At 65.3% G+C, this 24,119-nt stretch carries 20 protein-coding genes; 10 read left to right on the forward strand and 10 right to left on the reverse strand.

Annotation, left to right across the window (positions count from 1 at the left end; all coding sequences use genetic code 11):
* Positions 1-46: 46 nt before the first annotated feature.
* The 7 genes from FHP91_RS13160 to ubiB form a co-directional block, all read right to left on the reverse strand.
* Positions 47-1,105, reverse strand: coding sequence for a VanZ family protein (locus FHP91_RS13160; RefSeq protein WP_144310027.1), 1,059 nt, complete (start codon positions 1,103-1,105; stop codon positions 47-49).
* A gap of 80 nt (positions 1,106-1,185) precedes the next feature.
* Positions 1,186-1,668: a ubiquinone anaerobic biosynthesis accessory factor UbiT gene (gene ubiT / locus FHP91_RS13165; protein ID WP_246116306.1), complete on the reverse strand. Its 483-nt coding sequence runs from the start codon at positions 1,666-1,668 to the stop codon at positions 1,186-1,188.
* Positions 1,669-1,690: 22 nt separating this feature from the next.
* Entirely contained in the window at positions 1,691-2,593 is a 903-nt protein-coding gene (locus FHP91_RS13170) for a U32 family peptidase (RefSeq protein WP_144310049.1), read from the reverse strand.
* Positions 2,594-2,602: 9 nt separating this feature from the next.
* Positions 2,603-3,616, reverse strand: coding sequence for a ubiquinone anaerobic biosynthesis protein UbiU (ubiU, locus tag FHP91_RS13175; protein WP_144310029.1), 1,014 nt, complete (start codon positions 3,614-3,616; stop codon positions 2,603-2,605).
* 177 nt (positions 3,617-3,793) lie between these two features.
* Entirely contained in the window at positions 3,794-4,573 is a 780-nt protein-coding gene (locus FHP91_RS13180; protein WP_222105205.1) for a PEP-CTERM sorting domain-containing protein, read from the reverse strand.
* A gap of 180 nt (positions 4,574-4,753) precedes the next feature.
* Complete coding sequence (locus FHP91_RS13185; RefSeq protein WP_144310030.1) at positions 4,754-6,163, reverse strand: sodium:solute symporter family protein; 1,410 nt, start codon at positions 6,161-6,163, stop codon at positions 4,754-4,756.
* Between the two features lie 157 nt (positions 6,164-6,320).
* On the reverse strand, positions 6,321-7,850 hold the full coding sequence (gene ubiB / locus FHP91_RS13190; protein WP_144310031.1) for a ubiquinone biosynthesis regulatory protein kinase UbiB: 1,530 nt from the start codon (positions 7,848-7,850) through the stop codon (positions 6,321-6,323).
* 209 nt (positions 7,851-8,059) lie between these two features.
* Between ubiB and FHP91_RS13195 the strand changes: the two genes are divergently transcribed.
* From FHP91_RS13195 to FHP91_RS13225, 7 genes are all read left to right on the forward strand, one after another.
* Positions 8,060-8,854, forward strand: a complete 795-nt coding sequence (locus FHP91_RS13195) for a caspase family protein (RefSeq protein ID WP_144310032.1) — start codon at positions 8,060-8,062, stop codon at positions 8,852-8,854.
* 25 nt (positions 8,855-8,879) lie between these two features.
* Positions 8,880-14,318 carry a CHAT domain-containing protein gene (locus FHP91_RS13200; protein ID WP_144310033.1) on the forward strand — a complete coding sequence of 1,813 codons (5,439 nt, stop codon included), beginning with the start codon at positions 8,880-8,882 and terminating at the stop codon, positions 14,316-14,318.
* 13 nt (positions 14,319-14,331) lie between these two features.
* Complete coding sequence (locus tag FHP91_RS13205) at positions 14,332-14,907, forward strand: D-Ala-D-Ala carboxypeptidase family metallohydrolase (RefSeq protein WP_246116307.1); 576 nt, start codon at positions 14,332-14,334, stop codon at positions 14,905-14,907.
* A gap of 74 nt (positions 14,908-14,981) precedes the next feature.
* A complete protein-coding gene (gene argS / locus FHP91_RS13210) occupies positions 14,982-16,715 on the forward strand; it encodes an arginine--tRNA ligase (protein WP_144310035.1) in 1,734 nt (577 codons plus the stop codon).
* A gap of 21 nt (positions 16,716-16,736) precedes the next feature.
* Positions 16,737-17,306, forward strand: a complete 570-nt coding sequence (locus tag FHP91_RS13215) for an SPOR domain-containing protein (protein WP_144310036.1) — start codon at positions 16,737-16,739, stop codon at positions 17,304-17,306.
* A gap of 66 nt (positions 17,307-17,372) precedes the next feature.
* Positions 17,373-18,005: a thiol:disulfide interchange protein DsbA/DsbL gene (locus FHP91_RS13220; RefSeq protein WP_144310037.1), complete on the forward strand. Its 633-nt coding sequence runs from the start codon at positions 17,373-17,375 to the stop codon at positions 18,003-18,005.
* 21 nt (positions 18,006-18,026) lie between these two features.
* Positions 18,027-18,815, forward strand: a complete 789-nt coding sequence (locus tag FHP91_RS13225; RefSeq protein WP_144310038.1) for an SDR family oxidoreductase — start codon at positions 18,027-18,029, stop codon at positions 18,813-18,815.
* Positions 18,816-19,135: 320 nt separating this feature from the next.
* On the opposite strand, the gene FHP91_RS13230 is transcribed toward FHP91_RS13225, so the two are convergent.
* Together FHP91_RS13230 and FHP91_RS13235 are read right to left on the reverse strand one after the other, a co-directional pair.
* Positions 19,136-20,557 (reverse strand): FAD-binding oxidoreductase, encoded by a 1,422-nt coding sequence (locus tag FHP91_RS13230; protein WP_144310039.1) that lies wholly within the window; start codon positions 20,555-20,557, stop codon positions 19,136-19,138.
* 223 nt (positions 20,558-20,780) lie between these two features.
* On the reverse strand, positions 20,781-21,314 hold the full coding sequence (locus tag FHP91_RS13235) for a carboxymuconolactone decarboxylase family protein (RefSeq protein WP_186301545.1): 534 nt from the start codon (positions 21,312-21,314) through the stop codon (positions 20,781-20,783).
* A gap of 236 nt (positions 21,315-21,550) precedes the next feature.
* Between FHP91_RS13235 and FHP91_RS13240 the strand changes: the two genes are divergently transcribed.
* The 3 genes from FHP91_RS13240 to FHP91_RS13250 all read left to right on the forward strand — a co-directional run bounded on the left by FHP91_RS13240 (position 21,551) and on the right by FHP91_RS13250 (position 23,892).
* Entirely contained in the window at positions 21,551-22,234 is a 684-nt protein-coding gene (locus FHP91_RS13240; protein ID WP_144310041.1) for a winged helix-turn-helix transcriptional regulator, read from the forward strand.
* A gap of 267 nt (positions 22,235-22,501) precedes the next feature.
* A complete protein-coding gene (locus FHP91_RS13245; protein ID WP_144310042.1) occupies positions 22,502-23,416 on the forward strand; it encodes a DMT family transporter in 915 nt (304 codons plus the stop codon).
* 62 nt (positions 23,417-23,478) lie between these two features.
* Entirely contained in the window at positions 23,479-23,892 is a 414-nt protein-coding gene (locus FHP91_RS13250; protein ID WP_144310043.1) for a PilZ domain-containing protein, read from the forward strand.
* A gap of 87 nt (positions 23,893-23,979) precedes the next feature.
* Here FHP91_RS13250 and FHP91_RS21635 read toward each other — a convergent pair.
* Positions 23,980-24,119 (reverse strand): TAXI family TRAP transporter solute-binding subunit (locus FHP91_RS21635; protein WP_281281792.1); only part of this gene is annotated, 140 nt, incomplete at its 5' end.

Here is a 24,119-nt window from a genome sequence, read left to right on the forward strand (position 1 = left end):
GTCTCCGGTCAGTGCCGACCATTATAGCCATGCGTTGCGCCCGGTTTCAGTGGGGGCTACCCCGACGCAGATTGACCGCGCTCAGATAGGCCAGCGCCAGAAACGGCCACAGGCTGGCGACCAGATGCGTGAGTCCGTTGAAGTTCAGGAAGTGGCCCTGGTTGATCAGCGTTTGGTTGAAGCTCAGATATGGGTTTTCGGGCGCCAGATTGACCAGCACCGTGCCGGCCAGCAAGGCGATCGCCGCCAGCATCTGGCGCAGGCCGTGGGGCAGCGCCAGGGTCGTGGCCAGCACCGGCAGGCCGGCGCCGAGGCCGGCAATGGCGCCGGGCGTCAGCCACAGCAGCGGGCGTGGCGGCAGGTAGAAACTGGTGGCTGCCAGCGTGCGTGCGCCCAGACCGAGGCAGATCAATACCACGATGGTGAGCGAGAAGCGTTGCAGGCTGGCGCGTGCGACCAGGCCGATCGCCACCAGATGGGTGGCGACGATCGCCGCCTCCAGACGCATGAAGCGTTCCGGGCTGAAGGGCAGCGGCGCGGGCAGGTCGAACAGCCGGCGCAGGTCGCCCACCGAAAACAGCAGGGTCTCGGGCGAGAGTTGGGCGAGCAGCCACAGCGCCAGCAACACCACGCCCAGATCGCCAAGATGGCCGTCCAGAATGCGTTTGTCATGCCATTGGTGCAGCCAGCCGCGGGTATCGAAAATCCGTTGGCCGAGGGCCGCACCGATCAGCGCGCCAAGCAGTCCGCCCAGCAGGTTGGCGCCCAGGTCGACATTGGACGCCACGCGGGTGGGCAGGAAGTTCTGCAGGGTTTCGAGCGACAGGCTCAAGGCGCCGCACACCAGCACGCTCAGCACCAGCGCGCGCAGCCGCGACCAGCGTTCGGGCCAGGCCGCCGTCAGCACGAAACCGAGCGGAATGAAGCCGAGTACGTTGAGGATGATGTCCTCAACCCGGTAGTACTTTGGCCAGGGCGCGTGGAGGAAGTCGAACAGCGGCAGCCCATGCGACTTCCACCCGGTGAAGGGGTGGAGGCAGGCATAGGCGATGAGCAGCCCGTAGGCCAGCGTCAGATAGCGGGGGAGCTGGGTGGATGCGCGCACTCGTCGGGCGGTCGGCGACCGGACAGCGAAGATGCACCGATTGTACGCGCAGCGGCCCGCTGAGGCGGGCCGGCGGTGATTCAGGTAGTCGGTGTGCTCAGGCGAGGCGTCTTGAAACGGGCCAGCACGGTGGCCGGTTTGGCAGCGGCGATGAGCGCGTCCCAGTCCACTGCGTCGAGGGTGTTCTTGACCAGCAAGCCGATGTCAGTGTCGCCTTCCATGATCAGACGGCGGCTGAAGAACAGGGTGTCGGCGTCTTCTTCGCGCAGGGCCAGGGCGAGGTAGTCGCGGGTGGCGGCACGCAGGGTGAGGTCGGCCTTCTGGCGGTCAAAGCGCGGGCGGAAACCGCGCGCCGACAGCGTAAAGCGCAGGCTCAACCCGGCGTCGGTGACGTCGAGCTGGAGGCGCTTGCCAGTCAGCGGTTCGAGGTCATCCTTGGGCAGGATGCGGCCGAGCGCGAGATTCAGCGCACCGACCAGCGCCAGCGTGGGCGGCAGTTGCGGCAGGCGGGCGACCACACGGCCGACGACGGGGGGCACACGAAAGGCGGGGATGCTGGCCATGGATATCTCCGTGAAGTCGCGCTCAGGCGGCGGCAACGTATTGTTCGAGGCCCGGCTTGCCATGCCAGAAGCCATTGCAGGGCGCCTCGGGCATGAGCGCCTGGGACTGCGCGAAGGCCTCGGTGGGCGCAATCTCGCCGTCGATGGCGCGGCGGAACAAGGCCAGCAGCTCGGCCATGTGTTCAGACTGCGGCAGCACGCGCAGCACATCGACGCCGGAGGCCTGGAGCGCCGGCAGGTCGCCGAGCAGGTTGTAGACCTTGGCCGATTGGGTCTGGATGCCGTTGAGCGTCAGGAAAGCTTCGCCCTCGCGGGTTTTGAGCGGCATGCCTTCGGCGTGCTGCAGGCAGCGGAACTCGCAGGTGTCTTTTTGCAGATTGAAGTGCCGGGCGGTAAAGCAGCGCGCCGAATAGGCCAGCGGCAGGCGGCCATAGGCGGTGACTTCGACCTCGGGGCGCACCGCGCAGCCGGCGAGCAGGCCGTCCATGGCTTCGCGTGCCATCTCCGGTGGCACGGCCCAGCGGGTGGCGCCCTGTTCGGCGAATACGTCCATGGTGGCGGGGTTGAAGACATTCAGCGTCGGCCCGGCGACCCAATGCTTGTGGCCGGCACGGATCAGCGCCTGTACCGCGGCCATGTCATTGGCCTCGACCCGGAAGTCCGGCTGGCCGACGAGTTTGCGCAGCACTTTGAGGTCCGATTCGGATTCGATCAGCACCAGCGAGGAAAACACCACTTCCTTGCCGGCCTCGGCCAGCACGTGGGCGACGTCGAACCAGTCTTCGAGGCGCATCTCGTGGCGGCGCGAGCACACCGATTCACCCACATAGACGATGTCGACGGGCGAGTCGGCCACATCGGCGTAGAAATCCATCATGGCCTGACGTGGCCAGTAGTATTGGTGCGGTCCGAGCGCGAGTTTCATGGGCACGACTTATTTCCAGGGGCGATAGTAGGCGCCGAGCGTATGGCTCTGGCCTTCGGAGACATTGTTCAGCGCGGTCATCCACTCGGGCTGGACGGCGAAGCGATCGCCGTCGGTCTTGAGCCGGTCGATGGCGGCGCGCCACACGCGGGTGACCTGCTGTACATAGGCGGGGCTGCGCTGGCGACCTTCGATCTTGATGGCGCGCACGCCGGCGCGGGCCAGATCGGGCAGTAGCTCCAGCGTGTTCAGGCTGGTCGGCTCTTCGATGGCGTAGTAGGTGTCGTCACCGACCGCAAAGCGGCCCTTGCACAGGGTAGGGTAGCCGGCGCGCTCGTCGTCGCTGAAGCGATCGATGAGGATGCCGTTGAGCCGGGTTTCCATGCCCTTGGCGGTCTGCTCCCAGCGCACATGCTTGCCCGGCGAGCAGGCGCCATTGCAGTTGGGCGATTCGCCTGTGGCGTAGGCCGACAGTGAGCAACGCCCCTCAACCATCACGCACAGCCCACCGAAACCGAAGACTTCGATCTCGACCGGGGTCTTCTTGATCACATGCTCGACTTGCGGCAGCGACAGCACCCGCGGCAAGACCGCGCGCTGGACGCCGAAGTGCTCGTGATAGAAATTGATGGCTTCGTAGCTGGTCGCCGAGCCCTGCACCGACAGGTGCAGGCGCAGCGCCGGATGCGTGCGGTTGGCGTAGCGCATCAGGCCCGGGTCGGCCAGGATCACTGCATCGACGCCCATGTCGGCGGCCGTGTCGATGGTTTTTGTCCACTCCGGCCAGTTGCCGGCTTGCGGATAGGTGTTCAGCGCCAGCAGCACCTTGCGGCTGCGATCATGCGCGTAGCGAATGCCCTCGCGCATGCTGGCGTCGGTAAAGTTCAGGCCGGTGAAGTTGCGCGCGTTGGTGGCGTTCTTGAAACCGACGTAAACACAGTCGGCGCCGGCGTCGACGGCGGTCTTCAAAGCGGGCAGGCTGCCGGCGGGGCAGACGAGTTCGATCGGGTGGTTGGCAGTCATGGCGGCAGCAAGAAAAAGTGCCGCCAGAGTCTAGGGCCTGATAGAGAAATTAGGATTGATACGTGTCAATAGCGCCAGCGCGGTAGCACAGCGCGGGAAAGCACAAGGCCCACGCCGAAGCGTGGGCCTTGTGCAGAAGCCGTCAGATCGGCGCCAAACGTGCGCCGAGCGCCGGATTTACTGCTTGCGGCGGGACAGACCCAGGCCGACCAGTGCCAGACCGGCCAGCACCAGGGTGCCGGGTTCCGGTACCGGGTTGGTCACGGAGCCCTCGGGTACGGCCGAGAAGCGCAGCGTGCCACCAACGTTCAGAACTTCACCAAAGCCGTCGCCGAAGAAGGTCACGGAGGTGAAGGTGCTGGTGTCGTCGATGGCGCCGATGAAGTTGGTGAAGCTCTGGGCGGCGGCGTAACCCGGGTTGTCGGTCGCGGTCAGGGCGTTGGCGGTCAGGAAGGCCTGGCCGCCGTCGAAGGCGATCCACAGGCCCGAACCGGTCGAGGGCGTGCCCACCGGGCGAGTGCCGGACATGCAGCAGGTGGCCCAGTCACCAACTTCAAAGCCCAGGGCATTGATGGCAGAGGAGAAGGTGAAGGTCACGCCGGAATTGAAGCCGGGGATGGTTTCGCCGCCGTCTTGCGGATTGATGTTGATCATACCGCCGGTGGTTGTTATGCCGCCGCTGGTGTAAGGGCCGCGGAAGCTGGCGGCGCTGCCGTCGGGGCGGGTAATGGTTACGGTCGCCGGATTGCCACCCAGGTCGGTGTAGTTATACACGCTGGTGCCGCTCACGATTTGCGCCGTTGCAACCGTCGAGCCGGTCAGTGCTACGGTGGAATCGAACTGGCTGATGCCGTTGGCGATGGTGTCGTTGAAGACGTTCGGCAGGGCGAATGCCGACGCGGAGGCGGTCATTACGCCAATGGCGAGGGCGGACTTGAGTGAGGTCTTGGACAGCATTATGGGCTCCTTGCGTGATTATTAATGCGACGAGCCGGTTTAAGCAAAAGTCGAGCCAGGCTGAATAATCGTTTTGTTTCAGTCGGTTGGCATGGCTTTCTCGATATGCCTATGCCCTAATGTAAAAAAGACCGACGCCATTGTTGGGCGTCGGCCTCATTGTGGCGGCGTGCGGGCAGATCAGTAAGCGCGCTGTTGCCGACCGACCAGTCCGCCGATCAGCATGCCGACTGCACTGACGCACAGGCCGGCCAGTTGCGGCGGGATGATGCCTTCGGGGGCGATGAATTCGAGCGCGATCCAGGTGGTGAGGCCGAAGACGATGGCCAGGGCGGCGCCGAGGTTGTTGGCGCGGCGCCAGTAGAGACCAGCGGCGAGCGGAACGAAGGCGGCGGCGAGGGTGACCTTGTAGGCGTTCTCGACCATTTCGTGGATGGTGCTTTCGGTCTGCATGGCGTAGCCGGTGACGATGATGGCGAAGACCACCACGGTGACGCGGGTCAGTTGCAGGAAGGCGCGGTCGCTGAGCTTGGGCATGAAGCCGCGCAGGATGTTTTCCGAAAAGGTGACCGACGGGGCGAGCAGGGTGCCCGAGGCGGTACTCATGATCACCGACAGCAGGGCGCCGAAGAAGATGACCTGGGCGGTGAATGGCATGTGGTTGAGGATCAGGTTCGGCAGGATGAGCTGCGAGTCCTCCGACATGTAGCGTTCGACCAGTGCCGGGTCGATCTGCACCGCCGAGTAGGCAAGGAAGAGCGGGATGCCGGCGAACAGGAAGTAGGCGATGCCACCGAGCACTGTGCCGTTGACCGCCACGTTTTCGCTGCGCGCGGAGTTGGCGCGCTGGTAGACGTCCTGTTGAGGGATCGAGCCGAAGGCCATGGTCAGCAGCGTGGCAATCCAGGCGATGATGGCGCCGATGTTGGCCTCGGGCAGCCATTCGAACTTGCCGGCTTCAGCTGCGTGGCGGATGACCTTGCCCGCGCCGCCAGCCAGGTCGGACACCTCAAAGGCGATGTAGAGCAGGCCGAGCACGATGACGATCATCTGGATGAAGGTGGTGATGGCGACGGACCACATGCCGCCGAGCAGCGTGTAGGCGAGCACCACCGTGGCGCCGATCATCATGCCCTGATTCATGCTGATGCCGCCTTCGGTCAGCACGTTGAAGACCAGGCCGAGGGCGGTGATCTGTGCCGACACCCAGCCCAGATAGGACACCACGATGCACATCGAGAGGATCAGCTCGGTGGTGCGGTTGTAGCGTTTGCGGAAGAAGTCGCCGAGTGTGAGCAGGTTTTGCCGATACAGGCGGCGAGCGAAGAACAGGCCGAACAGGATCAGGCAGATCGAGGCGCCGAGCGGGTCGGAGATCAGTCCGTGAAAGCCTTCTTCGAGGAAGGTGGCCGAGATGCCAAGCACGGTTTCGGCGCCAAACCAGGTGGCAAACACCATGGCGACCACGACGTACATCGGCAGATTGCGGCCAGCGAGGATGTAGTCCTTCGCGTTGTGGACGCGCATGGCGGCCACCAGGCCGACACCGATGGACAGGGCGAGATAGGCAGCGACAAGCCAGAGCAGCATGGCGGTGGGCTCCAGAGCAGATGCGGATAGGCGGGGCCGGCTTTTGCTGTGGTCGCCCCGATCATTTTTTTCGGCGCGATTTTAGCAATGATGCCCTGGCAGGGGGCGGTTTTTTTACCGCATCGTGCCGGGATCGTTGGAGATCATGCCGCGATCATCAGCTACCGACGAGGCGCCATAGCTCAAGCGCCAGCAGCGCGGCCAGCAGGGTGCCGACCACGGTGAGCCCCAGGCTCTGCCGACGCTGGGCCTGCGCCAGACGCGCCATGTCGCGTCGGGCCGATTCGATGCGGTCGGGCGTGCTGAGCGCGTGGTGGATCAGGCGGGGCAGTTGCGGCAGGGTGGTGGCCCAGTAGGGCGCTTCTTCCTTGACATGACGGACAAGCGCGCTGAATCCGACCTGGTTGCCCATCCAGCGCTCCAGGAAGGGTTTGGCGGTGGTCCACAGATCCAGCTCCGGGTCGAGCTGCCGGCCCAGGCCTTCAATATTGAGCAGGGTTTTTTGCAGCAGCACGAGCTGCGGCTGCACTTCCATCTCGAAGCGGCGCGCGGTCTGGAACAGGCGCAGCAGGGTCTTGCCGAAGGAGATGTCTTTCAGCGGCTTGTCGAAGATCGGCTCGCACACCGCGCGGATGGCCGATTCGAATTCGTCCACCCGGGTGTGCGCCGGCACCCAGCCGGCGTCGATGTGCGCCTGCGCCACACGCTTGTAGTCGCGCTGGAAGAAGGCCAGAAAGTTCTGCGCCAGATAGTTTTTATCGACATCGGTGAGCGTGCCCATGATGCCGAAATCGAGTGCGATGTAGCGCCCGTCGGCATGCACGAAGATGTTGCCCGGATGCATGTCGGCATGAAAGAAACCGTCGCGGAACACCTGGGTGAAGAAGATCTCGACCCCCGCACGCGACAGTGCCGACAGGTCGGTGCCCTGCGCCAGCAGCGCCGGGGTGCGCGAAATGGGCACGCCATGCATGCGTTCCATCACCATCACCGATTTGCCGCAGTAGTCCCAATACACCTCGGGCACCACCAGCAATTTGGAGTCGGTGAAATTGCGCCGCAGCTGCGAGCAGTTGGCCGCTTCGCGCATCAGGTCGAGCTCATCGCGCAGGTGCTTGGCGAACTCCGCTACCACCTCGCGCGGCTTGAGCCGGCGGCCTTCGGGCCACAGGCGGTCGAGCAAGGTGGCGCCGGCGTCGAGCAAGGCCATGTCGTGGGCAATGACGCGTTCGATGCCCGGGCGCAGCACCTTGATCGCCACTTCGGTGCCGTCCTGCAGGCGGGCAAAGTGCACCTGCGCCACCGAGGCCGAGGCCACCGGCGTGCGTTCAAACTCGGCAAAGACCTCGTCGACCGGCCGGCCGTAAAGCTTCTCGATGACCGCAATGGCCTCGGCACTGGGGAAGGGCGGCACCCGGTCCTGCAGCAGGGCCAGTTCCTCGGCGATATCCAGCGGCAGCAGATCGCGCCGGGTGGACAGCATCTGGCCGAACTTGACGAAGATCGGGCCGAGCGATTCGAGCGCACGGCGCAAGCGCACCGCACGCGGTTCGGAGAAGCGGCGCCAGAAGAACACGATGCGCCACAGACGCACCAGCTGACCGCTGCGGTCGGCGGTGAGGACCATGCGATCGAGTCCGAAGCGCAGGCTGACGATGACGATTTTGGCGAGACGCAACAGACGCACGGGCGAGGGCCAACAAAAGCAAAAGCGCAATTGTGCCCCAAACACCCCCTCATGGGCGCGCCGCGTCGGCGCGGCTGGCGCGGATATCGCGGCTTGATACAAAGTGTCGCCTTGCTCTGAGGGGACCACATGCTTTAATCAGAAGAAGCCATCGTCATGACCGGGGCCGGCCTGTGCCTGTCCGATGATGCTGGAAGCGAGGTTTTGTCATGAGCAAGCGCGCTTTAACCATTGGCATCAACGACTACCCCGGCACCGACGGGGATCTGTCGGGATGCATCAACGACGCCCAGGATTGGGCTGCCGTGCTGGGCGGCAAAGGCTATGCGGTCACCAGCCTGCTCGACGAGGCGGCCACACGCGACGCCATGGTCGACAAAATCGGCGATCTGATTACCGGTGCGGCCAAGGGCGATTCGCTGATCATCACTTATTCCGGCCACGGCACCTGGGTGCCCGACCGCTCCGGCGACGAGGTCGATGGCCGTGACGAGGCGCTGTGCCCGCACGATATCGGCGACGGCAAGATCCTGCTCGACGACGACCTGCGCACGCTCTTCGACCAGCGCCCCGCCGGCGTGCGCGTGGTACTCATTTCCGACAGCTGCCACTCCGGCTCGGTCACCCGCGGCGACGAGGCCGACCTCGACCCCGGCCTGCCGCGCGCCCGCTTTCTGCCGCCGGCCAGCTGGATGAGCCTCAGCGCACTCGCCGCCACCCGCAGCCGGCCGTCCTCATTGATGGGCGGCATGACCCGCGCCGGTGGCGACCTGCTGCTGGCCGGCTGCCGCGACACCGAGTTCAGCTGGGACACCCAGTTCCGTGGCCGCCCCAACGGCGCTTTCACCTACTACGCCATCAAGAGTCTGCACACCCTGCTGCCGGGGGCCAGCTATCAACAGTGGTTCCGCGCCATCAGTCACTACCTGCCATCGACCCGCCTGCCGCAGACGCCGCAAATTTTCGGCTCGCGCACCGCCCGTCACTTCGAACTCTTCTCCTGACCCCGCCCCGCCAAGGACTCCGCCCATGCCCATCGACCCGCGTTTCCGTTTCAGCGGTGCTGCCGCCACTGCCCGCCAGCCCCGCACCGATCAGGTGAGTGTGACCTCGGCGCAGCGGATCGTGCCGGGGGTGGCGCGAGGTGGTGAGTCGACGACCGAGATCGACGCCGACGCCGTGTTGCGGGTCGAGCTCGAAAACGGCTTCGTCCTGTGGTCGCGCGCCGATGACCTGATGCGCGAGCGCGGGCAGCGCAGCGTCGGGCGCGATGGCGACGCGCTGTGGCGGCTCGATTTTGGCCCGCGCCCCGGCCACACGGCGGCCGGCACCTCGCGCGGCTGGCTCGGCCTCGGCGTGCGGGTGCTTGAAGTCTTTGGTGTCGATCTCAAGAATATCGCCGCGGCCAGGCTCGGCAAGGCGCTCGAAGACCGCGCGCTCGGCGGCGCGCCGGGTCTGTATCGGGTGTCGCTCGATGGCAGCTCGCCCGACCTGAAGGCGGCCAGCGGCAGCGTGTCCGCGGGCGCCACGCCGCTGCTGGTGTTTCTGCATGGCACGGCCTCAAGTGCTACCGGCAGCTTTGGCGCGCTGTGGGAAAAGGACAACGCCGCCGGTGCCGCCTTGCGCGCGCGGCTGGCCGAGCGCTATGGCGATCGGGCCTTCGCCCTGCAGCATCGCACCCTGACCGAAAGCCCCATCGAAAACGCACTGGCGCTGGCCCGCGCGCTGCCGGCCGGTGCCGAGGTGCATCTGGTCAGCCATTCGCGCGGCGGCTTGGTGGGCGAATTGCTGTGCCTGGGCATGCGCGACGCCAACACTGACCCGCTCGATGGCAAGCTGATCGACACTTTGTTTGCCGCCGATCGCACCGTGGCCGAGCAGATCGGCCTGTCACCGCTCGACGCCGCCGCTGCCAAGGCGCGTGACGCCGCCTACAACGACGATCGCCAAGCGCTCAAGGCGCTGATTGCCGAGCTCGACGCCAAGCAGTTGCGCATCACCCGCTTTGTGCGCGTGGCCTGTCCGGCGCGCGGCACCACGCTGGCCGCCGGGCGGCTCGACCGCTGGCTGTCGGTGATGGACTTCATCTCCGGCGGCGGCCTGTTTGGCGAGGCGGTCGACTTCCTGCTCGCCGTGGTCAAGGCGCGCACCGATCCGCGCACCCTGCCCGGCGTCGAGGCGATGATGCCCGGCTCGGCGCTGACCCGGTTGCTGCAATCGCCCGATCTCACTGTTACCGCCGACCTGTCGGTGATCGCCGGTGACATCGAGGGCGACTCGCTGTGGCAGCAGATCAAGCTGCTCGCCACCGACTGGTTCTACGGCGCCGATCACGATCTGGTGGTCAATACCGGCTCCATGCTCGGCGGCCTGCGTCGCCCCGACGGCGGGGCCCGATTTCTGCGCGACGCGGGGGGCGAGGTCAATCACTTCCGCTATTTCAGCAACGAGAAAACCGTCAAATGGCTGGGCCACGGCCTCACCCGGCCGGAAGGCAACGATGGCGGCTTCCTGCCCATCGCCACGGCCCCGCACGAGGCCCCGCGCTGGCGCGAGGCCGTGCGCCGCAGCCGCTCCGGCGGCGCGCCGCGGCCGCTGGCGGTGGTGCTGCCCGGCACCATGGGCAGTGTGCTGCAGCAGCGCGGCGAAACTGTCTGGCTCGACTACTGGCGCCTGCTGCGCGGTCAGCTCAAGCGCCTGCGCATGGGCCAGCCCGATGTCGAGCCGATTGATCTGATCGGCGATTTCTACGGCCCGATGATCGAGTTTCTGGCCCGCAGCCATCGGGTCGAGATCTTCCCCTACGACTGGCGCCAATCCGTCACCGTCGCCGCCGCACGCCTGGCCGAATCGCTGACCCAATGGCTGCCCGAGATCGAAGCCAGCGGCCAGCCGGTGCATCTGGTGGCGCACTCCATGGGCGGCCTGGTGGTGCGCGCGATGATCGCCGACGGCGGCGCCGGGGCTGCCGCGTGGCAGCGCATTACCGCCTTGCCCAACAGCCGTTTCGTGATGCTTGGCACCCCCAACCTCGGCTCCCACGAGGCCGTGCGCTGGCTGACGTGTTGCAACCCCACTCAGCAAAAGCTGGCGCTGCTCGACATCGCCCAGAGCACCACCGGCGTGACCGACATCGTCCGCGAATACGCTGGCCTGCTCGAATTGCTGCCCTTCGATCCGGCCGGGGACGACTTCGCTGATGCCGCGCGCTGGAAGGCGCTTAAGGCCGAACTGACCGCGGTGTGGCCGCTGGCCGATGCCACCGCCCTGCGCGAGGCGCGCAAGACCTGGCAGCGTTTGCTCGACGCGCCGCCCGAGCCGCGCCACATGATCTACCTCGCCGGTTGTCAGCCGGCCACGGTGGTCGATTACGCGGTGGTGCCGCGCAATGCGTGGGACCCAGCCAGCGATCGCACGCTGGCCTTCGAAGCCACCTCCGAAGGCGACGGCACCGTCACCTGGGCCTCGGGGCGCCTGCCCGGTGTGCCGACCTGGTATGTGGAAGACACCGCCCACGACGCGCTGTGCACCCAGAAGCGCGCCTTCCCCGGTCTGCTCGACCTGCTCATGACTGGCACCACCCAGCGCTTGCCGGCGAGTCCGCCGCAGCGCGCGCGGGCCGGCGCCACCGAGCCGACGCGCTTCCCGATGCCGGTTACGCCGTTTACCGACGACTTCCCCGACGAAGCGGCCGTGCGTGCGCTGGGCTTTGGGCCGGGGCGGCCGGCGGCCGAGGCGCAAAGCGCCGCCGCCGCGCCCACGCTGGCGGTCAGCATCCGCCATGGCGATCTGGCCTATGCGCGCTACCCGGTGCTGGTCGGCCACTACGCGGGCGACACCATCGTCAGCGCCGAAGCGGCGGTCAATCAACGCCTCGGTGGCGCCTTGTCGCAGCGGCTCAACCTCGGCATGTATCCGGCGGCCAATGGCACGCATGCGCTGTTCTTTAACGAAGTGCCCACGCACAAACCCTCGGGCGCCATCGTGGTCGGCCTCGGTCTGGTCGGCGAGTTGTCGCCGGGGCTGCTGGAGGCGGGCGTGCGCAGCGCGCTGCTCGACTTCGCCCTGCAGGTGGCGCAGTGGCCGGACGATGTGCGCTTTGGCCCGGCCTCGGCGCCACGCTCGGCCGCGGTCAGTTGCCTGCTGGTCGGCTCCGGCGCTGGTGGCATGCCGGTGGGCGCCTCGGTGGATGCCATCCTGCGGGGTGCGGTCTCGGCCAGCGCTGCCTTGGTCGAACAAGGGCTGGAGAACCGCGTCGTGATCGACGCGGTGGAGATCATCGAGATTTTCGAAGATGTGGCCATCTCGGCCGCCGAGGGGCTGGAGAACTGCCTGCGCGATGGTGATCTGGCCGGCAAGCTGCGCTGGGACAGCCGCGACATCCAGTCGGGCGAAGGCCGGCGGCGGCGCGTGCGCTGTGACGAGATGCCCGACTGGTGGCACCGGCTGGAGATTGTCGAGGAGCCGGGCCGCGAGGCGCTGCGCTTCATCTTCGCCACCGACCGCGCCCGCGCGGAAGAAACCCTCATGGCCGGGCAACTCGAGCTGGCCGATGCCTTCATTGCGCAGGCCTCGGCCTCGCCGGCGGCCAATAGCGAAATTGCCAAGACCCTGTTCGAGATGCTGCTGCCCAACAGCCTCAAGGAGATGGCGCCGCGCCAGTCCAACATGGTGGTGATGGTCGATGACCGCTCGGCGCGCTACCCGTGGGAGCTGCTCGAAAACCGCTGGAGCGCGGGCGACCGCCCACCGGCCGTGGCGGCCGGGCTGGTGCGCCAGCTCAAGGCCAGCCAGTTCCGCCAGCAGCCGGCCCATGCGCCGCATGCCAAGGCGCTGGTAGTGGGCAATCCGGATCTCGATGCCTGGGCCAGTTTTTCCGATCTGCCCGGCGCGCGCCAGGAGGCCGAAACCGTGGTCGCCATGTTGCGTAGCGGCGGCTTTGAGGTGCGCGAGAGCGTCGACGAGCGGGCCGATTCGATCCTGGCCGGTCTGCATCGCGACGCCTGGCGCATTCTTCACTTGGCCGGGCATGGCGTGCACGAGATGACCTCCGACCGCGGGCGCACCGTGTCAGGCATGGTGATTGGTCGCGATGCGGTGCTGACCCCGGGGGATGTCGAGCAGATGCGCTGGGTGCCTGAACTGGTGTTCATCAACTGCTGCCACTTGGGCAAGACGGCGCGCCGCGAGTCGGCTCGTTTCAATATCCTGGCCGCCAATCTGGCCGTGCAGTTCGTGCAGATGGGTGTGAAGGCCGTGGTGGCCGCCGGCTGGGCGGTGGATGACGCAGCTGCCAACGCCTTTGCCGCGAGTTTCTACAAGCATCTGCTGGCGGGCCAACCCTTTGGCGAGGCTGTGCGCGCCGCGCGCGAAGAAGCCTGGACCAGCTTCCCCGGCATCAACACCTGGGGCGCGTACCAGTGCTACGGCGACCCGAGCTACCGCTTGCGCGGTCAGGCCGGGGTGAGTACGCCGCGCGCCCAGCGCCCGTTTTACGCGCCCTCCGAGTTGGTGGTGGCGCTGGAAAACCATGTTCAGTGGGTGCAGATGCAGGTGCAGCGCCACGGCGACGATGCCGAGGCGCTGGCCGGCATGCGTGACGGCATCGCCGCCATTCTGGGCCGCGTGCCGCAGAGTTTGTCCGAGCGCTGGCTGGCGCGGGCCGACGTGGCGGCGGCGCTGGGCTTTGCCTGGGGCGAAACCGGCGCGTTTGCCGAAGCGGTCGATTGGCTGAACCGGGCGCTCGGCTTTGATGAGGGCGATTGCCCGGTGCGCGCGGTGGAGCAGTGTGCCAACTTCAAGGTGCGTCTGGCCGGGCAGGCCTGGGCCGCCTTGCGGGCCTCGTCGAGTGCGGATGAGGTGCGGCGTGCCGAGCTGGTCACCCGCATCGAAGAGGCCATCTCCGAGCTGGATCTGATTTGCCGTCGTGCGCCCACCGAAGAGCGCTACACCTTGCTCGGCAGCGCCTGCAAGCGGCTCGCCTGGCTGCATGCGGCGCAGGGGCCACGGCTCGAAGCACTCATCAATATGGGCAACTACTACCGCCTGGCCATGGAAGCGGCCGGCAAGGGGCGCTCAATCTACGGCTTTACCAACTGGGCGCTGGCCGAGGTGCTGGCGATCACGCTGGGTGGCGCAGCCGGCACCAGCACGACGATCCTGCTCGAAGAATGCGAGGCGATGATTGAGGTGGCGCGGGTCAAGAATGCGGCCAACCCCAACTTCTGGGACGCCGCCAGCGAGGCCGATTGTGCGCTGGTGCGCCTGATTGCGCGCGCGCCCAATGCCCGGGCGGCGCGGCGCGGGGCCGACGAGGTGGTTGAACTCTACCGTTGCGCACTGGCCCGCGGGGCCAGCCCGCGACAGCGCGCCACCTTGCATGAGCACCTCGATTTTCTGGTGGCGCTGTGCGAAGGCGCCCGCAAACCCTTGCGCGATGCGGTCACCGCCATCCGTGCCGGACTATGACTCGGAGATGACCATGAAAACGACCGACCATAGCCAGACACCGATTACCGACCTGCATCTGGGCGGGCTCGCCCCACGCGATGCCATCTCGCCGAACTTCCGTTTCTACGAGCTGACGCGCTCCGATCTGGCCGAGCGCCGCGGGATCGACAACGGTTTCGAGACCGAGGCCCAGCTGCAGGCCGCGGTGCATCTCGCGCGGCAGGTGCTGCAACCGGTGCGCGATCAGTTCGGCTCTTACTCGCCGAACAGCGTGTTTCGCTCGCAAGCGCTGGAGCGCGCGCTCAAGCTGCGTCCCGCCAGCTGGATCAGTACCAGCCAGCACACCACCGGCTGCGCCTGCGATATCGAAGTCCCCGGCGTGACCACGCTCGATCTGGCGCGCTGGGTGGTCAAAAATCTGAGCGATTTCGACCAGGTGATTTGCGAGTGTTATGACCCGAGCAAGGGGCCCAATTCCGGCTGGGTGCATGTGTCGCTCAAACCCCCCGGTGTGGGGGCGAATCGGCGGGTGGAATTGAGCTATATCCGCGACGTGGAGTCGGGGCGGATGATTTATGTGGAGGGGCTGCGCGCCGCAGTCGCCTGATGCCGGCGGTCGGCGCACCGGAAGAAGCCCGCGCTTCTTGTATAATGCGCGGTTTTCCAGCCTGATTCGTGCCCATGAGCGCCGACCCGAAAACCCTCCTTGCCGACTTGCTGAGCCAGGCGCTGAAAAGCGTGGCGCCAGACCATGTGGATACGCCCATTGTGCTGGAGCGACCGAAGCAGGCCAGCCACGGCGACTTTTCGTCCAACCTGGCGCTGCAGCTGGCCAAGCCGATGCGCCGCAGCCCGCGCGACCTCGCCGCCTTGCTGATGGCCGAGCTGCCCGCGTCACCGCAGGTGGCCAAGGTCGAGGTGGCCGGCGCCGGCTTCATCAACTTCACCCTCGCCTCAGACGCCAAGACCTCGGTGGTGCAGGCGGTGCTGAGCCAGGGCGAGCGCTTTGGCCGTGGCGCGGCCACCGGCACCAAGGTGCAGATCGAATTCGTGTCGGCCAACCCGACCGGCCCGCTGCATGTCGGCCATGGTCGCGGCGCGGCCTACGGCGCCTCGCTGGCCTCGGTGATGGACTTCGCCGGCCATACCGTGGCGCGCGAGTACTACGTGAATGACGCCGGCCGGCAGATGGACATCCTGGCGCTGTCGACCTGGCTGCGTTATCTGGCCAATTTCGATATCACCGTGCCGTTTCCGCCGAACGCCTACCAAGGCAGCTATGTGATCGACATGGGCGGCGAGATTCGCAACGCCCACGGCGACCGCTTTGCCAAGGTAACCGCCGAGCAGGTGCTGGCCGGCGTGTGCTCGGTCGAGGCCGACAAGGAAGATCACCTCGACGGCCTGATCGCCAACGCCAAGCGACTGCTGGGCGAGGACTACGCCTGGATTCACGATTTTGCGCTGACCGAGCAGCTCGGCGATTGCCGCGAAGACCTCGAAGGCTTCGGCGTGCCCTTCGACAAGTGGTTCTCCGAAAAGAGCCTGTTCGACACCGGTCTGGTCGAGCGCGCCGTGACGGCCCTCGAAAAGCAGGGTCACATTTACCTGCAGGACGGCGCCAAGTGGTTCCGCTCCAGCACCTTTGGCGACGAGAAAGACCGTGTGGTGCAGCGCGAAAACGGGCTGTTCACCTACTTCGCCTCTGACATCGCCTACCACCTCAACAAGTACGAGCGCGGCTTCGACCGCATCATCGACATCTGGGGCGCCGACCACCACGGCTACATCCCGCGGGTGCGCGGTGCGATCGCCGCGCTTGGCCTGCCGGTCGAAAAGTTCGAGGTCGCGCTGGTGCAGTTTGCGGTGCTCTATCGCAATGGCCAGAAAGCCGCGATGTCGACCCGCTCGGGCGAGTTTGTCACCCTGCGCGATCTGCGCAAGGACGTCGGTAACGACGCCTGCCGTTTCTTCTATGTGCTGCGCAAGAGCGACCAGCATCTGGATTTCGATCTTGATCTGGCCAAGAGCCAGAGCAATGAAAACCCGGTCTACTACATCCAGTACGCCCATGCGCGCATCTGCTCGGTGCTCGCGCAGTGGAACGGCGTCGAGCGCGATCTGCTTGACGTGGATCTGTCGCGTCTCGACGGCGAGCGCGAACTGGCGCTGTGCGCACGGCTGGCGGCGTTTGCCGAAGTGATTCAATCAGCCTCGGCCGACTATGCACCGCACCAGGTGGCCTTCTATCTGAAGGATCTGGCGGGCGAATTCCACAGCTGGTACAACGCCGAACGCATGCTGGTCGACGATGAAGCCCTGATGATGGCGCGTCTGGCGCTGGCCGCCGCCGTGCGCCAGGTGCTGGTGTCCGGCCTGGCCCTGCTCGGCGTGTCTGCGCCGACCTCCATGTAACCCGCCCGAGGAGTCGATGGCGTGAGCGGTAATCGTAAAACCAGCAAGAAGGCGCCGGCACGGCGCAGCGGTGGTGGTGTTTTTGTCGGCATCGTCATCGGTCTGATGCTCGGCGCCGTGTTTGCCGCCGGCGTGGCCTGGTATCTCACCCGGTCCAACCCCTTTGCCGGCCAAGACACCCGCGCCGCCACCGAGGCCAGCAGCCCGCTGGCACCGCGCGTATTGCCGGGCAAGCCGGGCGACCGTCCGGTCGAGAAGCCGCAGTTCGACTTCTACAAGATCCTGCCCAAGGGCGATGGCGCGGTCGAAGTGCCGACCACCGTCGCGCCGGTCGAGGCGACGCGGCCGGCGGCCGAGCGCTTCTATCTGCAGGTGGGTGCATTCGAAGACCCGACCGAAGCCGACAACCTCAAGGCGCGTCTGGCGCTGATGGGTATCGAAGCCTCGGTGCAACGCGGTGAATCGGCCAACAAGGGCACGGTGCACCGGGTGCGCGTCGGCCCCTATAATCGGGTCGAAGACATGAACGCCGCGCGCGCCGAGTTGGCGCGGGCTGGCATGGAAAGCTCCTTGGTGCGGGTCAAGCCCTGACCCGGTCGGGAACTCTGCGTCTACGCCCGCGTCTGACCCAGGCACTTAACTGATCAGGAAGACACAATGAATCGACGTCAGCTGTTGCTCCAGATGGCCGCCCTGGCCGGAACCACCGCCATTGGCACCCCGGCCTTTGCCCAAGGGGCACGGTTTGCGCCGGTGAGCCCGATCCAGCCGACGGCCGACAAGGCCAAGGTCGAGGTGATCGAGTTCTTCCATTACGGTTGCCCGCACTGCCGTGATTTTGACCCGCTGCTGGAGCACTGGCTCAAGAAGCTGCCCGAAGATGTGAGCTTCATCCGTGTGCCAGCAATTTGGGGCAATCCCCAGCTAAAAGCGTTGGCGCAGTTCTACTACGCCGCCGAAGCGTCGGGCGATATTGGCAAGCTTCACGAAGCCGCTTTCGTCGCGCTGCAGGACGAAAAAGCACCGCTGACCACCGAAGAAGGCGTGGCCGCCTGGGTGGCGAGCAAGGGCGTGGATGCCAAGCGCTTCATGGATGCCTACAAATCCTTTGGTGTGCAGGGCAAGATCCAGCGTGCCGACCAGATCGCACGCGCCTACAAGATCAACGGTGTGCCGACGCTGGCCATCGATGGTCAGTGGACCACCTCGGCCTCCATGGCGGGCAGCCATGAAGCCGCCTTGCAGGTGGCCGATGAGCTGATCGCCAAGGCACGCAAGGCCAAGGCCTGAGTTCTCGCCCCAGGCCAGATCATGCGCCGTGAAGCCGACCGCCGGCCACGGCGCATTTTTATTACCGGTGCCTCCAGTGGCATCGGCGCCGCGCTGGTGCGTCACTACGCGCCGGGCGATGTGCAGCTCGGCTTGGTCGGCCGTCGGCGCGAGACGCTCGAAGCGCTGGCCGCCGAGTGCGGCAGCAAGGCCCAGGTGTTTGTGGCCGATGTGGCCGACGCCGCAGCCATGCAGACCGCCGCCGCGCAGTTTGTCACCACCGTGGGTGTGCCGGACATCGTCATCGCCAGCGCCGGGGTCTCGGTCGGCACGCTCACCGAATACGCCGAAGACACCGACGCGTTTGCGCGCGTGATGCAGACCAATGTGCTCGGCATGCTGCATACCTTTCAGCCCTTTGTCGCGCCGATGCGAGCATCCGGCGCCGGCACGCTGGTCGGCATCGCCTCGGTCGCCGGCGTGCGCGGGCTGCCCGGCGCCGGCGCCTACAGCGCCTCCAAAGCCGCCGTGCGGCGCTACCTCGAAAGCCTGCGCGTCGAGCTGCACGGCAGCGGCGTGCGCGTGGTGACCATCTCGCCGGGCTACATCGACACCCCGATGACCGCGATCAACACCTACCCCATGCCCTTTTTGCTGCCCGCCAATGTCGCCGCCAAACGCATGGCGCAGGCTATCGACGCCGGTCGTCGGCATGTGGTGATCCCGTGGCAGATGGGGCTCGTCGCCTGGGTGCTGGGCTGGCTGCCCGACCCGGTGTACGACCGGCTCTTTGCCCGAGCCGGCCGCAAACCGCGTGGGTTGCCGCTGTAGTTCGAACTGCCGTTTCGCATGCCACAAAAGATGAAGACGGTGACCAACATCTTTCAAGGCCCTTTGATCACACATGCCACACGCCTCGTCATCCTGCGACGCGAATAGTGGAGCCCCTGTCATTGCCGTGCGCCGATATGCGTGATCGCTGACGCCCCGAGGCCGTCCGTCGTCAGTGCGCAACGGCACCATGCAGGTTGGGTTGAGCGCAGCGAAGCCCAACATTCAGTCGCGCAAACATGGCGCGCCGAGTGTTGGGCTTCGTTCGTCTGGCCAGCCTACGCTTGCTGCGAGGCTAACAGCGGTGGCCATTCGGGAATTTACGCTTTGGGCGCAATGTTCTGATTCTGCGAGAACAGGTTCGCTGGATCGTATTTGGTCTTCAATTCCGACAGCCGATCGAAGTTGGCGCCATAGGCGCCGGTCGCTACGCGCTGTGCTTCGTCCTCGGGCATGAAGTTGACATAGACGCCGCCAGTGGCGTGCGGCGTCAGCGCATCGAACAGGGCTCGCGCCCAGGCGATGCATGTCTTGTCGTCGGCGGCCTCGTGCCAGCGTGTGTGTACGTTGACGACAAATTCGGTGTCGCGGTGCGGGTAGGCGGTATCGGCTGTACCGATACGGTTCGTCGCGCCGCCCAACTGAGCAATGAAGACTTCGCACTCGTCGGTCGGTAGCGTGGCGGCCGCGTCGCACAGGATGCGTTCGACATCCACGGTCATGGCCTTGAAATCGTGCGACTTCCAGTAGTTGCGCGCGCCCGGCGCCAGTAACGGGTCGAAGGCGGTCTGCCAGTCGGCAAAGGCCATGGGCCCGGCGTGCGCGCTGTAGGGTTTGCCGAAGCCATGCAGCGGTTTCGTGACTTCTTCGCCCCTGCTCAGGTCGCCGATCCAGCAGAAGGCAACGACGACCACCTCCTTGCCATGTACCTCGACCGGCAGGAAGGGCAGCGGCGGTGCTTTGCGCATCACCAACCACGCGGTCATATCGTCGCCGGCTGTCGCAGTGAACTTGCGATACTCCTCGAACACCTGTTTGGCCTGGTCCAGCGGGTACACCACCAGCCCGGCCAGTACCTGTGGGCCCATCGGGTGCAGCTGGTATTCGAAGGAGGTGACGACACCGAAGTTGCCGCCGCCACCGCGCAGTGCCCAGAACAGCTCCGGATGCTGCGTGGCGCTGGTCTGCACAAACTCGCCCGAGGCGAGCACCACATCGGCAGCCACGAGATTGTCGATGGTCAGCCCGCGCTTTCGGCTCTGCCAGCCAAAACCGCCGCCGAGCGTGAGGCCGGACATGCCGGTGGTGGAATTGATGCCGGTGGGCGTGCTCAGGCCGAAGGCCTGCGTCTCGCGGTCGAAGTCGCTCAGCAGTGCGCCGGGTTCGACCCGTGCCCGCTTGGTGGCCGGGTCGACACGTACCGACTTCATCGCCGACAGATCGAGCATCAGCCCGCCGTCGCAGGCGGCCTTGCCGGCGATATTGTGGCCTCCGCCGCGCACCGCCAGCAGCAAGTTGTTGTCTCGCGAAAAATTGACCGCCTGCATCACGTCGCCGGCACCGGCGGCACGCACGATGGCCGCGGGGTGGCGGTCGACCATGCCATTCCACAGCGTGCGCGATATGTCGTAGCCGTCGTCCGCTGGCAGGAGTAGGCTGCCGCGCAGCGCGCAGCGCAGGGTCTCGAGTGTGTCGTTCTCGATGCGGGTATTGCCGCCTTGGGATGTTTTGAAGTCAATCATGGGATTAATCTCCTATTGGGTGCGGTCGGAATTCTTTTTGTTGCATCGCACAGCGTCCGACCGCATTGACGATGTGACGCGACGCTGCCAAGTGGCGCGTGCAGATATCACTGGATCGACCCTTCGGCCTTGCCAGGCTGGGTGGGGAACAACGCGCCACTGTGTGTGCCAGATGCGAGCGTGGCCTCTGGGTCAGCGCCCACGGGCGGCTGCGTTCTTCGACTCAGTTGACTGCGCGAACGCGCTGGCGCGTATGGGGTGTTTCAGGTGACCAGGCGTGACCGACGAAGGCGTCGTCGAGCGGAATGCCAATCACATTGCTGGCGAGATTGCTGAAGGTTTTGACGCAGACGCCAAGAATCACTTCGAGCACCTGCGCGCGCGAATAACCCGCGTCCAAGAATCGTTTCAGGTCCTGTTCGCGGATCATGCCTCGCTCGCGCACGACGGCGCGGGTAAAACGGTTCAGGGCTTCAAGCTTGTGATCGTCGATGGGGTGGTTGTTGCGCACCGCGTCGATCACTTCGCTGGGAACGGCCTGCATCCGCGCAAAAGCGGTGTGGCCGGCCACACAGTAGCCGCACTGGTTCTCCATGCTGGCGGCGATCTGGATCAACTCCCGGCCTGTGGCGTCGAAGGAGGATTCAGCGAAGCGGCCGTTGAGTGCCATGAACGCTTGCAGCGCAGGCGTGGATTCGGCGGCGGCCCCGAACACGTTGGGCACGAAACCCAGCGTGGTCCGGATGCCCGCCAGCAACTCGTCCGCGGGGGAATGGGCTGTCTCGGGGGAATGGATCTTGAATGGGGGCATGATGGCGCTCCTGTGTCGAGTGGATACCGCAACAGCGTGTGTGTTACGGTTCCTCGACGATAGAAAAAGCGCGTTTGGACGGATACTCACGAACCTGTAGCGATGCGCTACACATCTTGGAGCTGGCCACTACACGTTTGGTAGTTGGCGCCGACCACCAGTCGAATACGGGGGTGACCCATATGGAATACGGCCAGTTCTGTCCGATTGCCAAGGCGACCGAGCTCATTGGAGAAAAGTGGACGCTGCTGATCATTCGCGAGCTGTTGATGGGTGGCTCGCGGTTCAACGAGTTGCACCGGGGGTTGAGCCTGATTTCTCCCACACTGCTCTCCAAGCGCCTCGACTGGCTTGTGGACCATGGCCTGGTCATGAAGAAGAAAATCGCCGGGTATCGCGGCCACGAATACTTTCCGACCGAATGTTGCCGGGAGCTCCAGCCCATTATTCTTGCGCTTGGTGGCTGGGGCATGCGCTGGGCGCGATCCAATCTGACCGACAAAGACTATGACGTGGAGATGCTGATGCTGTACCTGAAGCGCAGCATCGTGACCGAAAAGCTGGTTGGAAACGAAACGGTGGTCCGATTCAAGTTCACCGATGTCGAGACCTACCCGGACTGGTGGCTGGTAGTGGCCGGCGGCGAGATTGATCTCTGCGTGAAGGATCCGGGCAAGGATGTCGACGTCTATTTCACTTGCGGCGTCAAGACCCTGGCCGATATCTGGATGGGCGAAAACACTTACCGTCAGGCCATGCGCGATGGCGGGTTGAGTGTGGTGGGGCACAGCGCGCTGACACAGAACGTCGGTGCATGGATGCGCAACGCCATCTTTGTCGATCCCGCGTTTGCGAAGGTGGAGTAGATCGAGCTAGAGAGCGTCCGGGCCAATAGTGACCGGTGAGCGGAGGCGCTCCACGCAAGTCGCTCGCGAGCGACTGTGCCGAGATTGGCATTCTCTTGCATGAGTTGGGCCGCAATTTTTCGCCGAATTGACGCAGTTTGCACCCCCTTGGCACCTGACGCGCGGATGTGCATCTGGGTGTCACGGCGGGTCGGTCGCGAAGCGTCTCTGGCCGATACGCGACCGTACGGTTATTCTGCTCGCACTTGATCTCCGGCCCCGCCATTCATGTCCGCGCCTCCTTTGACGTCCATCTACATCAAGCTGGTGCTGACCACGGCGTTCTGGGGGGGCACCTTCATTGCCGGGCGTTATGTGGCGCAGCAGATGCCGCATTTTCTGGCCGCGAGCGGGCGCTTTTTGATCGCGCTGATTCCCTTGTTTCTGTTCACGCTTACCGTGGGTGGTGGCCTGACGCGCCTGAACAAACGGCAATTGATTGGCACCGTGTTGCTGGGGGCGACGGGGGTGTTCACTTACAACACGTTCTTCCTCGGCGGCCTGGGCCATATCCCCGCGTCGCGCGCGGCGCTGATCGTGGCATTGTCGCCGATCATGACCATGTTCGTGATGCGATTTATTGCGCACGAGCGTTGGACCTGGTTGCGAGTGGTCGGGGTGTTGCTGTCACTGAGCGGGGTGTCGATGGTCATCACCCGTGGCGACTATGCCAGCGTGTTCAGCGGCGCGATCGGGCGCGGTGAGCTGTACATCTTTATCGCGGTGGCGTCCTGGGTGGCTTATACCGTGATCGGGCGTTACACCCTGGCGGGCATGAGCGCGGCTTCGGCCACCACCTGGTCCACCCTGTGGGGCACGCTGATGCTGTTGGTGCCGGCCAGTGCGGATCTGATGTCGCCATCGTTGGCCTGGCCGGATGGTTGGTCGTGGGCGGCGATGGCTTATCTCGGCGTGTTTGGCACAGCGGTGGCGTTCTTTTGGTACAACCAGGCGGTGGCGGCAATCGGCCCGGCGCGCGCGACCTTGTTCACCAATCTGGTGCCGGTGTTTGCGGTGGTGTTGTCGGTGGTGCTGCTCGACGAGCGCCTGGTGCTTGCCAGCCTGGTCGGTGGTGCGATGGTGATCACGGGGGTGATTCTGGCCAACCGCCCGGGTGCGGTCGTGCGACCCGATTTGGATTGAGGGGTCAAGTCCGGCAGTGTGACGCCGTAATAGGGCAGAGAACAGCCCAGTGGAGTCAATCGATGAGCGATGTGAACGAACGCCGCCAGCGTCAGCGGATCATGGTTGAATCGGCGCATGTGCCGGAGTCGGGATTCCAGCTCGAATGCGACGGCAAGGCAACCGCAGTGCGTGATGTCTCGCTGGAAGGTTTTTCGATGCATGCGTCCACCGCGCCCGACAGCCAAAAGGAATTTCACTTTGTGCTCAAGCGCCGCGCTGCCGGCGGGTTCATTTCGGGGCGCGCTCAGGTGGTCAATTTTGTTCGCGGTGCGACGGCCGATACCGGCGTGGCCGGATGTCATGTGACGGCGTTTGATGACGATGGTCGCGAGCTTCTGGCGCAGTGGTTGTCGGCGCATGTGGCCGCGGTGGCCGGGGTGCCACTAACCGAAAAAGAAGCACGCGAGATTGTGGATGGGCCCTCGCTGGTGTAAGTCGGCGAGGCACAACAAAAAGGGCGGCCACTGGGGCCGCCCTTTTTGTTGTGGCAAAAGAAACGTGCCTCTTTCGCCTTCAGGCCATTACATCCAGCCCTTTTCCTTGTAGTACTTGATGGCACCTTCATGCAGCGGGGCCGACAGACCGTTCTTGATCATCTGCTCCTGCTTCAGGTTGGCAAAGGCCGGGTGCAGCTTCTTGAAGTCGTCGAGGTTCTCGAACA

It is taken from the genome of Denitromonas halophila (assembly GCF_007625155.1).
GTDB lineage: Bacteria > Pseudomonadota > Gammaproteobacteria > Burkholderiales > Rhodocyclaceae > Nitrogeniibacter > Nitrogeniibacter halophilus.